The 13,655-nt window shown below is 37.1% G+C and carries 8 protein-coding genes; 3 read left to right on the forward strand and 5 right to left on the reverse strand.

What is annotated here, in order from left to right:
- Positions 1-15: 15 nt before the first annotated feature.
- Positions 16-1,533, reverse strand: a complete 1,518-nt coding sequence (locus WH267_RS01115) for a TROVE domain-containing protein (protein WP_340004901.1) — start codon at positions 1,531-1,533, stop codon at positions 16-18.
- Between the two features lie 428 nt (positions 1,534-1,961).
- Here WH267_RS01115 and WH267_RS01120 point away from each other — a divergent pair, with 428 nt between their 5' ends.
- The 3 genes from WH267_RS01120 (at position 1,962) to WH267_RS01130 (ending at position 4,743) form a co-directional block, all read left to right on the forward strand.
- Positions 1,962-2,408 carry a VOC family protein gene (locus WH267_RS01120; protein ID WP_115971956.1) on the forward strand — a complete coding sequence of 149 codons (447 nt, stop codon included), beginning with the start codon at positions 1,962-1,964 and terminating at the stop codon, positions 2,406-2,408.
- A gap of 9 nt (positions 2,409-2,417) precedes the next feature.
- Complete coding sequence (locus WH267_RS01125; RefSeq protein WP_340004903.1) at positions 2,418-3,227, forward strand: helix-turn-helix domain-containing protein; 810 nt, start codon at positions 2,418-2,420, stop codon at positions 3,225-3,227.
- An 82-nt stretch (positions 3,228-3,309) separates the two neighbouring features.
- Positions 3,310-4,743, forward strand: a complete 1,434-nt coding sequence (locus tag WH267_RS01130; protein WP_340004905.1) for an MFS transporter — start codon at positions 3,310-3,312, stop codon at positions 4,741-4,743.
- Between the two features lie 58 nt (positions 4,744-4,801).
- Here WH267_RS01130 and WH267_RS01135 read toward each other — a convergent pair whose 3' ends face one another.
- The 4 genes from WH267_RS01135 to WH267_RS01150 form a co-directional block, all read right to left on the reverse strand.
- Positions 4,802-6,151, reverse strand: a complete 1,350-nt coding sequence (locus WH267_RS01135; RefSeq protein WP_340004906.1) for an SWIM zinc finger family protein — start codon at positions 6,149-6,151, stop codon at positions 4,802-4,804.
- A 4-nt stretch (positions 6,152-6,155) separates the two neighbouring features.
- On the reverse strand, positions 6,156-8,852 hold the full coding sequence (locus WH267_RS01140; RefSeq protein WP_340004908.1) for a DUF6493 family protein: 2,697 nt from the start codon (positions 8,850-8,852) through the stop codon (positions 6,156-6,158).
- The gene (locus WH267_RS01145; protein WP_340004910.1) at positions 8,833-11,367 is read right to left on the reverse strand and encodes a DUF6493 family protein; all 2,535 of its coding nucleotides are present in this window, start codon (positions 11,365-11,367) and stop codon (positions 8,833-8,835) included. Before WH267_RS01145 ends, WH267_RS01140 begins: the two co-directional genes overlap by 20 nt.
- Positions 11,368-11,656: 289 nt before the next feature.
- Positions 11,657-13,639, reverse strand: a complete 1,983-nt coding sequence (locus WH267_RS01150) for an AAA family ATPase (protein ID WP_445223260.1) — start codon at positions 13,637-13,639, stop codon at positions 11,657-11,659.
- Positions 13,640-13,655 lie beyond the last annotated feature (16 nt).

The following is a 13,655-nucleotide window of genomic DNA, read 5'->3' on the forward strand; positions in this document are numbered from 1 at the left end:
AAATAGCAATCCCTTTTACAGCACTACTTTTTCAATCATTTCAATGGCTGACTTCTGGTCTTCCAGGGCATCCAATATATCGAAAATCTTGTCTGACCAACCTGCAATAAGGTATACATCATTTCTTTTGATATCAATGGGCTGTCTGCCATATCCTGCCAGGTCAAAAATATAGAGTTTAGCTTCAGGAGCAATTGCTTTATATCTGTTCCACGAATCTTCAAGAGAGTTTTTGGTTCCGTTACTATCCCACATCTGGGTATCGGTGAAGAGCATTACTTTATCTACAGTTTCTTTTCTTTTGATCAGATCTTCGATCACTAAATAACCATTGGTAGAATAGCCTACTTCACCTTCCCTTTTGTAGAAGGTATCCACATTATTCAGAATACCTTGCTTTGGCATCGGAACACGCAACCAACGGTCACCGAAGATTCCTGTCACCACATTCTGGCATTTTGACTGCAGAATCATAGACATCAGCAAACCGATATCATACAGCAAGACTTTACTCTTAGGAGAAACCGATTTCTGCATAGAGCCTGAAACGTCTGCTGCAATCACTACTGAAGTATTGAATCCGAAACCTTTGATGTTTTGAGCACTTGCCACAATAGCTTCTTCCAACGCATTCCAAACGGAGGACAGATAAGGTGAATCAATCTTTTTCAATTCTCTATACGCTGCCAGAAAACGGAATGGCAATTGTTTTGAATGGCTCACGGCTCTTTCATCTGACAAATAGCTGCACACTTTACTCATTGCTTCAGGGGATACTTCAGCTTCAAGGATATTTCTCAGGTTTCGCAACATGGCCATATAACCCAATTTATTACTGAAAATAAGTTCTTCCCATTTGTTTTTGAAGGCCTCTTTCTTTTCTGTCTCATTTGTGAATTTTTTCTGTCCCAATACTGAAAGTTCTACTTCCCATGTATAAGGCACTTCCAACATATTATAAACAATTTTATTGAAAATAGTCTGCTGATTTTCATCCTTGGCTTTTGGATGAACCAGAAACAAAGCATCTTTAAAAGTTACTTCTGTTTTTCTGTTGTATTTGGCAAACTGATATTCATCAAATTTATTGAAGGATTTCACCAGGCCTTTCTGAATCTGCTTTGACAATCTGTTAAGCTTCTTGGTTTCTGTTCTTTTATTGGCCATCTGATAATAAGCCAGCAATTCTGTAATCTCATCAGCTCTCTGAATAACCCCATCTATTGTTTTGCTCACCAAATCAGTACCGGAAGCTTCCTTCGCCAATTCTGTCACCAAAACCAACGGAATAGAACGCAAATACATCTCTTTTCTTGCATATACGGCCAGCTTTGCTACAAATTCCGGATCATTTTTCTGAATCAGAGACTGTATACGTTCTAATCTGTCATTTCCTTTTTCATAGGTAATATTTGACAGTCCTGTTGTAACCACAGCACTATACAATTCTTCTGCAGGTGTCATCATATAAGCCTTTGCACCTTCGTAGTTTGTTACCTCTATTTTTTCTTTTTTTAGAAAGTTAAATTTCATGAGTTACTGTTTTTATTGTTAAACATAGGAAGAGTTATTGCTTCCTCTCTGATTTCTGATGCAAAGTAAGGATTGTATTACGCAATGTTTTTGCGTAGATTATTTATTTGAAAAAAAATGTTTTTTTATTTCAGATTGATTGATAAAAACATTTAAAACGTTTATAGATTTTGCTGATGCTTCAGATCTTTTGGCTGTGTTAATATTTATGTTTTGGCTAAAGCCCGCCCCTATTGATGTTGATATTCGTATGGATAATTGTTGTTTAATGACAAGATCTTTTATCTTTTATCTTTTATCTTTTATCTTTTATCTTTTATCTTTTATCTTTTATAACTTTCTTCTATCATTCATTTTCATGAAAGAAATCGGTATTATCAGGGTTTTCAGTCAGTGTTAACTAGCTTTGTCTGCATTAAATTAAAGCTATGATTAAAGGATTATATGAAACGCATGTTCAGGTAAGTGATTTGGAAAGTGCTGTTCAGTTTTATACTGAGGTATTGGGGTTGAGGGTAGCGCACAGGGATGAAACAAGACCTATTGCATTTCTTTGGATTGGAGAAGAAAAGGAGTTTATGCTTGGATTATGGGAACAGAAAGAAAACCTTCAGACAAGACATTTTGCCTTTACAAGTACTAAAGAAGATATCCTGAACTATTCTGTGAAGTTTTTGGAAAATAAAAATTTAAAGCCTTACAATTTTCTGAAAAACGGAAGTATAGAACCTATGGTATTCGGCTGGATGCCTGCATTGGCCATTTATTTTAACGATCCTGATGGCAATCAGCTGGAGTTTATTTCTATCCTTGAAGGTGATGGGAAGCCTGAATTGGGTGTACTTTCTTATGAGGAATGGATGAAACTTCAATAAAATTCAAAAATGAATTCTGAAATCCTTTACACACAGGATACCGGTCATTTTTTGGCTACGGTTCCCCAAAAAAACAATTATTATATTGTTTTGCTATGTCTGAAGGGTAATACATTGATCAAAATCGGGCATCACAGTTTTGAACTTGGCCCGAATATGATCTCTATTCTTTCTCCCTGCAAAATCTTTTCTACTGAAAATTCTTCAGCTGATTTGGAAGTGATACAGCTGCATTTTGATCTATCATTTCTCAATAAAACCTTCCTCCGGGAAAAAGTCCTGCGCGAACTGCTGGAACTGAACCCCAACTATCCGCCAGTATATTCTCTGGAAGATTCTTTTATGCGTGTTCTGGATAAATTCAGATGTATAGAAAACGAATTGAAGATACAGTCTGCCTATCATCTGGACGTTGTACGTCTGATCACTCTGGAAATATTATACGAATACAACAGAGCCTGTGAATTTTGTCTGCTGGGTTTTAAAAAGAATATGAATCGCAATTATCAGCTCACCTACGAATTCAAAAAATTGGTGGATGCGCATTTTACAGAATGGAAAACAGTAGCTAACTATTCTTCTTTTTTAGGAATCAGTGCCAAGCATCTGACAGAAGTTATAAAGACCGAAACCGGAAATACGGCTTTACAGATTATTCATGAAAGACTTTTACTGGAAAGTCAATATTTACTGAAACACACCACCTGCTCTGTAAAAGAATGTGCCTATAAGTTAGGTTTTGAAACTCCTTCCTATTTTACCCGATTTTTTAAAAACAATAGCGGTGTTAATCCAAATACTTACCGCTGCCAACCGTAAAATGTGACAGATAAACCGCAATTTTGATATTGTTATTTTTCATCTCTCTTATGAAATTTGTAGTCATACATTTTAAGATCATATGAAAGATACAAATCATCAGTCAACACCATTGGAAAATACCTCCTGGCATGCCTTATTCTCTAATGGGAACGGAATAAAAGCCATCACTTTAGCGTTGGGAGTGATGCTTCATGCTACGAATGTCTATCTTGCAACCACAGTGATGCCATCTATTATAAAAGAAATTGGCGGATTGGAATATTACGCATGGAATACAACTTTATTTGTAGTAGCCTCTGTAATCGGCTCTGTCGTTTCTGCAAACCGGATCTCCAAACTAGGACCCAGAAAATCTTATCAAATGGCCATTATCATTTTTTCAACAGGAACTTTAATCTGTTCTCTGGCCTCATCAATGCCAATTCTGTTACTGGGGCGTTTCGTACAGGGGCTTGGTGGCGGATTGCTGTTTGCATTGTCTTATGCAATGATCAGAATCGTATTTACAGAAAGCCTATGGCCCCGGGCCATGGCTCTTATCTCAGGAATGTGGGGAATTGCTGCTTTTTCCGGCCCATTCATTGGTGGAATCTTTGCAGAACATCATGAGTGGCGATGGGCATTTGGGGTTCTTTTGATTATATGCCTGGCTATACTGATCATTGCTTCAGTTATTCTTCCTGATAAAAAAAGTGAAAATATCATTCCAGCCGTTCCTATTTTAAAGTTACTTTTACTTGTTCTGGCTTCTTTTTCTGTTTCTGCCGGAAGCATTTTTGAAAATATATGGGCCAATGTTGCTGGCGTTGTTCTTGCTTTGTTTTTTCTATATATTGTAAAAATTAAGGAAATCAAAGGTTCCGGAATCCAACTTCTTCCTTCCGGATCTTATCAGCTTTCGTCCTCATTGGGTAAGGTATACATAGTGATGTCTCTTCTAACAATTGCCACATCCATTGAAATTTTTGTTCCTTATTTTGTCCAGATTCTGAATGGGTTCACTCCTATCCAATCAGGATATCTTACTGTTCTTATCGCAATAGGCTGGACTCTTTCTTCGCTGCTATTTTCCGGAGTAAAGTCTCAGTTTTCGTATCGATTAATTCTTACAGGATGTATGATTATGCTGATAGGGCTCATTGGACTTACGTTAATTTCATTTCCGATTAATATAATGCCTACTCCAAAACTTGTTTTAAACTGTATGTTTCTTCTGGCAATAGGCATAGGAATCGGAGCGGGATGGCCCCATCTGCTGACCAAAGTATTTTCTTTAGCTCCCAAAGGTGAGGAAGAGCTTGCGTCTACTTCCGTAACGACTGTACAACTTATCGCTACAGCATTCGGAGCTGCTTTTGCAGGCCTGGCTTCCAATATTGGTGGTATTAACTTTCCTGGCGGCATTGAGGGTACAGAGAATGCATCTCGGATTCTATATGGAACATTTTCACTGGCTCCTTTATTTGCCATTATTGTTTTGATATCCGGAGGTAAGAAACAATTAAATAAGTAATTTTCTTTTTATTCCAATGGATTCGGGCAAGCCCTTTGGGCTTGCCCGAATTTATATTTTAATGAACCAGGTTTACTACCTTTTTCACTGCCAGAACATGTTTACAAGGTCCTCTTTCGCCTTGATACTTACTGAACCATTCACAAGTACAGCGCTCTTTACCTTCTTCAAGGATTACTGTATGGTGTACTCCAGTACCTTCTACTCTGGCTTCTGTTCTTTCTTTGCTATTGTTTAAAATCTCTACTTTTCCGTCTTCAATAAGCTTTTCCGCATTTTTCATTCGGGGGTTCAGCCCTAAAATACGGCTCAGCTTAAAAGGTAATTTGCGGTAGAAAAATTCATTCTCATCAAGGTCATAGCCCAACAACCCCATGGCAGCCAGCCTTCCTGTCAGATTCTCTGTTTTACGCAGACTAAGGTTTTCTTCCAATGCCAAAGCTGTAGCATTGAATGACTGATTGGCATAAGCATATTTATCCAGTGCATCAATCCATTCATCAGATACTTCGGTAATAAGACTATTCAGCAAGGCTCCTTCTCCTGAAAACCCTCTCCAGCTTTCTCTTGACAAAGAAAAACTGAATTTTATATTCCCCATATAAAGCTGCCAGGTTGTAGACTGCATATTCGGATGCGAAAAAACCTGCATGGAGTCGATATATGGAAGCAAGGGCTCCAGCAAACGAAGTCTGTGAAGGCCTCCTATGCAAACAGCATCAGCAGATTTTACGGGAGAAAACATAGGTTTGTTTCCTCTTACCATCAGGTAATAATCAGCTTTTACAACGCCTTTCGGCATCCCTCTGAATAATTGTTGGGTCTGGATCTTATTAAAAGTATGCTGTTTTTCTGACTCGGAAAGATAGATCTGAACGGTTCCAAGACCTTTGATCCATTTTATTGGTAACGGAACTTTTCTTTCCACCACCTTTTTGTCTTCCCTGTACAGCCCCATTTCTTTTTCGCCTACAGAAAGCATAATTTTTTCATTGGGACGGATACTTCCCAAAGCAGTTATCATAGGCTGATTAAAGTCTACATTGGTTGTTCCGTTTTCCAGAAACTCTCCATCCAATCCTCCAGGAAGAACATCTACCCGGGCATACACACCGGCACAGTGTGAGAAGCCTTCAAAACGAAGCCTTTCATTTCCGGCAGTCACAATCGGGTCTTTAAGAAGAGCCATCTGAAACGGAGACAGGCTGAAGCTTGATTTCACAATATTGGAAAGCGTAATCAGACAACGGGCCAATATAAAAGGCTGTCCTACATTTCCCCAAAAAAAGCAGGGTGCATTGGTATTTTTCTGTATCTCGCTGTACTGGGCAAGAAACAGTTCTTCAAGAGTCTCTTTCTTAACCAGCGAAGAGGATCTTGAATAGTTATAAGTAAGCGTATCTTCCATAAATTTATTTTTTTAGAAGATGATTGCAGATTTTCTTCAGGCTCGAGTTTTCTTTCCAGTCGTTAAGTTTCTCAATTACTTTTTTATTGGCTTGTGACTGATTTAGTGCCAATACTTCATGATACACCTCCAGCAGCTTCCTCAGGTTGGTGATTGGGTCTTCCATCTGAAGCAGGATATTGGAGATTAATTCCTCCAGTGCAATATTATGATTTTTACTTACATTCAGCATCTGATGCTGAATAAGATCTGTTAATCTTTTTACGGGTGCCCATTCCAGTTTTTCATGGATTCCTATCACTTTTCCCAGCTGTGCATTGTCTATCATCTTATAGGAGACATGTTCCAGCCAGATTTCAGCAGCAGTTCCACGGATGGTTTTATCACCATCCAGAAGAACCGTTCCCAGGAAAAGATATCCCATTTCATCCAAAGGTTTTTTAACCTGATAAAGGGCCTGTACTGTATTCAGCACCAGATTTCTTTCATACACTTCTGCAATACCGGAATAGAAAAGACAGCTTTTGATCACTTTTGCCAAAACATTACCAAGGGTATTCGGGAAACACCACATCATACCAAGGGTTTCGGAAAGTTCTCTCGGCTCAGCAATAAAATACTCCAGAAGCAGAGGATCTTTTCTTTTTTCAACATGATATTTTGGAATCTCAATATTCAGTTCGGCAGGATAGTATGAATTTTTCTTACTGTCTATGGTTTTCCATTTATAAATTCCTGAAAAGAATTCTGTTGGAATTGTATGATATTCGAAGCTACTGAATTCTTTGAATACCTTTTCAGGAGAGCGTGTAATCCCGGCTGTCATCCACCATGCAGGATGTTCGAATTTCCCTTTTGGTTCAGTATTTTTACCAAAGAAGAAAAGTAATAATTCTTTATATTCTCCTTTTAATTTTTTCTCAGCCAGCTGTAATGCTTCAGATGTATTATCCAGAGCACATCGCTGGAGTGCCAGCTGCATATCCAGATGATGAGGTTCAATATTTTTGTTCTGATAGACCTCCAGCCTTTCCACTAAAGTAACCGGAGAAATCCAACAAGGTGCGTGGGTAATTGCAAACAGCAATGGAACACTGTCACCCGCTTTTATTTTTTCATAAGTGTATATTGCAAGTTCTTTAAAAGCTTTCATGACAGGACTTCCTGCTCCTACTTTTCCAATGGGACCAAGCTTTTTATGATAGTTTGAATAAGCTTCCCTTGCAGCCTCCTCCTGACTGGTTTTCTGATATATTTTTTCCAGATTTTTAAGCTGAACAGGATATTTTTCCAATAAATTCAATCCGTAATTAATAATCAGGTTACATAACAGGACATTCAGATAAGGAACTTCCCATTTTGCAATGGTTTTACAAGCTTTCAGAAATACCGGCTCTATGAGTTTTACAGATTCTTCATTTACGTCATTGGCAAAGTAAGCGAATCCGGACAAAGCAGTATCACAATGATGACTATATGGATCTTCTATGGCCAAAGGAAGGAAGAACATCAGATCTTCAAAGCTTTCAAGTACTTTAACTTTATTTTCTTCTGTAATCAAAGGAAGCTTTTCTGAGACCATCGCTTCTAATTCCTGCGGCTTTTCTTCTATATAAGTTTCTAAAAGAGAACGTACATTCGTCAGTATATTATCTGAATAATGGGAAAGAGACTCTTTTATTGCTTTGGATGGAGGAATATATTTAAGGATAATTTTTGCTGCCTTTGACTGTATACTGTCATCTTTGCATACAAATGCAGAGGTTAGGGCAATTCCTAATGTTTCAGGATCCAGTCTTCTATGCTGGAAGATCTTTTCGGTTAAACTCAGGCTGCCCATGACAACTGTTTTAACCTCAACACTCAATAGATTGGGAAGGTAATGTGCAAATTCATCATTTTTAAAGGCAGGATTTCCTACCATTTTTTTAAGATGTATAAGGATGGTATTAACTGCTTTTGACTGTGCAGAGGCTAACCCGCCCAGTAACTCATCCTGTAATTCTACCAGTTCTGCTTCTGTGGGTTTTAAGCTCGTAAAGGCGTCCATAAACCAGCCTGTCACGTTTTTATTAAAGTTTCTGTTGGAAGCCAGCAGACATTCTCTTAAAAATCTTTTTCTGTCGATTTTTTGCTCTGTAACCAGCTTTTGTACTAATGGGGACCATTCTTTCTGGAAGGGTAATGATTTGGACGGATATTCGCACAGATACCAAAAGTGGGTACTGAGTGTTTCGGGATACTGATCAAGATCAGCAGGATAATTGCTCAGGTGATGCCCCAGCAATTCTGGTTTCGGCCTGATGTATCCTTTTTCTGTCCATCCTAAAATATGCTGATAATTAAAAGCCGTAAATTCAGCATCAATAGAATCATTGATAAAATCGGAGAACCAATCCGGGCAGCCCCATTCCAGAATCTGCTCTGTCTGTTCTATATTACGGAAAAGACTCCAATAGTTTTTACCAAAGTTTTTTTGGTCCATACAGACAAATGATGCAATATCAATGATGGAATGCTGATTGACTGAACCTGCAGTATGGTAAGAATTTTTGGTCATGACAATCTTATTGATCTCACGATCCATTTTTTTTATCGTAGGTACTAATGTCTGCTTTTCCTCTGCTGTAAGCTGTTTCAAAAAAGGGACAATCTCATGTATTTTTTCCTCATTAAGGATCTCATAAAGTCTTTCTTTCATTTGTTTTAATTTGAAGTATAATTTTTTTCAGGTTATTTTCGTTTTCCCATTCTTTAAGGACTTCTGAGACTTTTTCATCTACTGCTGTCCGGTTTTGGTTTAGCAACTCATAATAAAGCTCCAGCAGCTTCTTAAGATTGAAAACCGGTTTCTCAACTGCTGAAAGAATGGATATCAGCAGCCTCTCAAAGGCTTTGTTATGACTGGTACTCAGATTAATAAATCCGGAAAGACCATCTGTAAACCGTTTTACCGGCGCCCACTCAAAATTGATCTTTTTACCGATTATAATTCCCAGTTCCTGGATATTAAAATCTTCTGAAACAGCCTTGTTTATAAGTACTTCAAAAGCTATACCAGAGAATGTTTTATCTTTATGAAATAATCCTGCTGACAGGAATAAATAATGTACAGGCTGAAATGGGAGATCCAGTTTCATCCATGCGTCAAGAAATTCTATATTCCCTTTTACATCATACTGGTACATAGCACAGGATAAATCTCCATTGTATTTTCTTGCCGTTACAGATCCCGAAAAATAAGGAACCGTATATAATGCCCGGATCAGATCATCCTGATCAAGGGTATGATAGGAGTTGAAAAAATAATTCAGGAATGAAGCATTTTCAGGAAGTTCTTTATGATTCTCAAGAGAGAGTAATGACTGAGCTACTTCCTCAGTATTATTCCATTTATAGATTTTCTTATAATCCAGCTTCCAACTGAAATTACCATCTAGATATTCTTTCTCGTAATGATCTGTAAAATAAGTCTGCTCGAAGACAGGGCTAAGGAATTCGAAATATTCTTCTTTAAGCTGTTGTTTTGCGTATTGTTCTCCTTTTTTCAGATTTTCTTTTTTCACCCGGAGTATTGCAATCTGCAGATCAAAAGGAATAGGTTTTTCATTCTGTTCCTGATAGATCTTTAATTTGTCAATAAGCGTGTGAATACTGATCCAGCAAGGAGTATGATCCGGAACTGAAAGTAACGGAAGCTTTTTATTCTGTTTTAAAAATTCAAAAATTCCTAACAGCAGCTGATGGTAGGCTTTGAAAATAAGAGGGGTTCTTTTTTCACTCCAGTTTTCCAGCGTTGGAAAGCCCAGATGTGCATCCAATAAGACCTGCGATTTCTTTTTTTGTTTCAACAGTCCGTAATTGATCAGGAAAGTGGCCAGCAAATGTTGAAAACCAACGGTTTCTTTTCTTTTGAATGCTGCTTTAAAGGCAGGTTCAAGGTGGCTGAAATGATCTTCTTCAAAACTATCATTCAATTTAATCAAAGCATCTAAAAACAGATCAATGTGATGGTTTTCATTATTATTAAATAACTGAGAAGACAGGAAAATAAAATCATCCAGAGTTTCAACTGATTGAATAGGCTGTGACAGATGCCATGGAACTGTCTCATAGTTCCTTTCTTCCTTATTGTCTTTGGTTTCCTTTTCTACAAGATACTTTTTCAATAAATTCTGGGCATCAGAGAGAAGGAATTCTTTATAAAATGTGAGTTCTTCCCTGATTTTTTCTGAGTAAAGATCTCCGTACTTAACAATGATCTTGGCTCCTTTGGTTTGAAGTGCCTTATCTTTATTCAGGAATACTGGCAAAAGGAACAGACATATGGCTTCATGATATGTTTGATTTTCTTTGGCTATTTTTTCAAGAGCCACGAGCAGTGCATTGACAATATTCTTGGTGGGAAGGGTCATTAAAGTTGCAGTAGCCTGTAGAAAATCTTCTGTTTTAAAATCTTTTTCTGCTATTATCGGATTGATAATTTTTATCACTCCCGGAAATAATGAATATTGAGTGGAATGAAAAATCATAAACAGTTCATCCTGCAAATCCAGAATTTCTTCATGACCAGGCTCCAGATAAGCAAAAAACTCAAGGAACCAGGTATTGTGTTCTTTTGAAAAATTAAAATTGATTGCCGCAAGACTAGCTTTAAGTATTCTTGAACGGTTAATTTTCTTTTCCTCTACTAGGATTTTCAAAACATCTTTCCAACTTCTGTTTTGATAACTGGATGTAATACTGCATTCGTGTTCAAACAAAAGCCAGATATGCAATTCCAGAGTTACCGGATATGCTGAAAATATTTCTTCTGCTCTCGACGATGAGGAAAGCAATGATGCCCAGATGTCATCGGGAAGGGTAAGATACTCTTTCTGTACCCATTCCAGGACTTTCAGATAGTCGAATCCATAAAGAAAAAGATGGCTTTCTCCAATCCAGTCAGGAATATACTCCTCAAAAAGATCATCAACAAGTTCTACCGGAATGGAATGGTATCCCGGTCTCATCTTTTCATATTCTTCTTTTGTTTTACTGCATGCCAAAGCAGCCAACACCGATATTGTATTGTGCCCCCATTCTTTATTGATATTCTTCTTTAAAATGGCAGCAACTTCTTGTTTATCTTTGGGTGTAAGTTTCTTAAGAAAAGGAATGATGTCCTTGATTCTATAGTTTAAATATATTGCTTTAAACTCTTCGTTAATAAGCATAAATTCATTCTTGGCGGCTAAAATAGAAAAATTTGACTGATAGGCGATAAATTATCCCTAAAAAGTGAATTTTTTAACAAAATTTTAAGTTAATAAAACAGCTTCTAATGCTATTTCAGTCCATATTTAAATTCTCTTTGTTAAGATATATGAGATAAAATATCAGAAGAGTTCATTTATAATTGGAATTTCTTTAACGTAGATTTTGTAAAGTCAGAACCTGGGAAGTGGATACTATTAACCTTCTATACTTCAAAAATAATTAAAACAAATAATATATTACAACCCATTATTGTTTAAAAGTTCTTTCTACTTCTGTTAATCCCATTTTTGCCAGGTGTCTGTAAACAGTTGCCAGGGTAAGGTTTCGTTTCTCAGCAATTTCAAAAGGGGGCATTCCTTCATCAAATAGCTCAAATGTGATCATGTGGGTTGGCTTTTTAACAATTGTTGTGGAAGTATCCATTTCAATTTCTTTATCGAATAAAGGTACATCCAACAGGTAACAGGTCTTAAGCTTTTCAATATATTCTTCCAGATCATGCAGAAGCATTTTTGTTTCTTCATTGAAAGTTTTCAAACCTTTGGTCCCTATGGTTTCTGAATAAAGCTTTTTTAAAGGTAATAAGATCTTTTCTGCTACATTTTTATAGAAAAAGTTTATGGCACCACTGCATTTTTCTTCTAGTTCACTCCATTGAATTTCTCCGGATATAAAATCTGTTAATTTCAAACGGATGACCTTTTTAAATTTTTGAGATATTCTAAATAGATATTCACTTTCTCTTTCAAAATCATCAGACAGAGTATTCGCTTTCTCTGCATCTGGTATTCCTACAGTAAAGGTAATCTCTCTCCAGTTCATTACAGCTTCTTTTAACCAGCCTGCATCTACTGTCATCTGAACTTTATACAGTGTATAATCATATTTTTCATGGTCAATGATCTGGAGTAAACTTTCGTTAGCATTGGTAGAATCCTGAAAATCTTCAATTCTACGGTCCTTGAATATGGCATTCTGTGAAATTTCAGATTTCAGAACAATTCCATTCAGGGTACGGCAGCGGCTTAATGCCACGTACACCTGTCCGCTCGCAAAGGATCTTCCGGCATCAATAATTACCCGGTCAAACGTCAATCCCTGACTTTTATGAATGGTAACGGCCCATGCCAGCCGTATGGGATATTGTTCAAAGCTGCCCAATACTTCTGTTTTAATATTTTTTTCTGAATCCAGCGTGTATCTTTTCTGCTCCCAGACTTCGGTGGTCACAATAATTTCTTTCTTACTTTCATCCAGTACGACCTTTATGATGTCTTCATCGAGATAAGAAATTTCGGCTAACTTCCCATTATAAAAGTTTTTTTCTGGTGAGGAATCATTTCTGATAAACATAATCTGGGAACCTACTTTAAGTTCCAGTGTTTCCTCCATCGGATATTGAGTTTCTTTAAATTCACCAATCACTGATGCTTTATAAAACAGAGACTCTTCCTCCAGCTCAGATAGCTTTTTCTGATTAATATGATCTGCGATGCGGTTATGGGAACATAAATGAATGTAGGTTTCATTTTCAGGTTCAAAATCAGGATTGTATCTGGAATTCAACTTTTCAAAATCCAATTCATGGAAATCAGCATTCCGAACAGCATTAAGTATTTCCAAAAATTCTTCATCCTGCTGACGGTATACTGTCGTTAATTCTACTGTAATTAATCTTACATTGTATAATGCTTTGGCTGAAAAGAAAAACGGAGTTTCATAGAATTTTGATAAAATCTTTTCTGAATCATCTCTTACTACAGGTGGCAATTGATATAAGTCACCAATTAACAATAACTGTACTCCTCCAAACGGCAACTGGTTCCGCCTCACCCTTCTTAATGAATGATCTATCATATCTAATAAATCAGCTCTCAGCATGGATACTTCATCAATGATAATCAATTCTATCTCCCGAAAAAGATCAAGTTTTTCTTTTCTGTATTTAAAGTGAGGAAACAGCTCATTGATATTCATTGCAAGATTAGGATCAACGGGTTCTGTAGTAGGAACAAATGTACGTGAAGGGATGGCAAACAGCGAATGTATGGTTACTCCGCCAGCATTGATCGCTGCAATCCCTGTGGGAGCAACAATGATATGCTTTTTACGTGTTGTCTTTACAAAATTATTGAGAAAGGTGGTCTTTCCTGTTCCTGCTTTTCCTGTCAAGAATACACTTCTGTTGGTATGTTCCAGTAATCCGGCGAGCTCCTCCAAAGGATACAATTTTTATCAAAGGTAA

This window comes from Chryseobacterium sp. MYb328 (genome assembly GCF_037572595.1).
GTDB lineage: Bacteria > Bacteroidota > Bacteroidia > Flavobacteriales > Weeksellaceae > Chryseobacterium > Chryseobacterium pennae.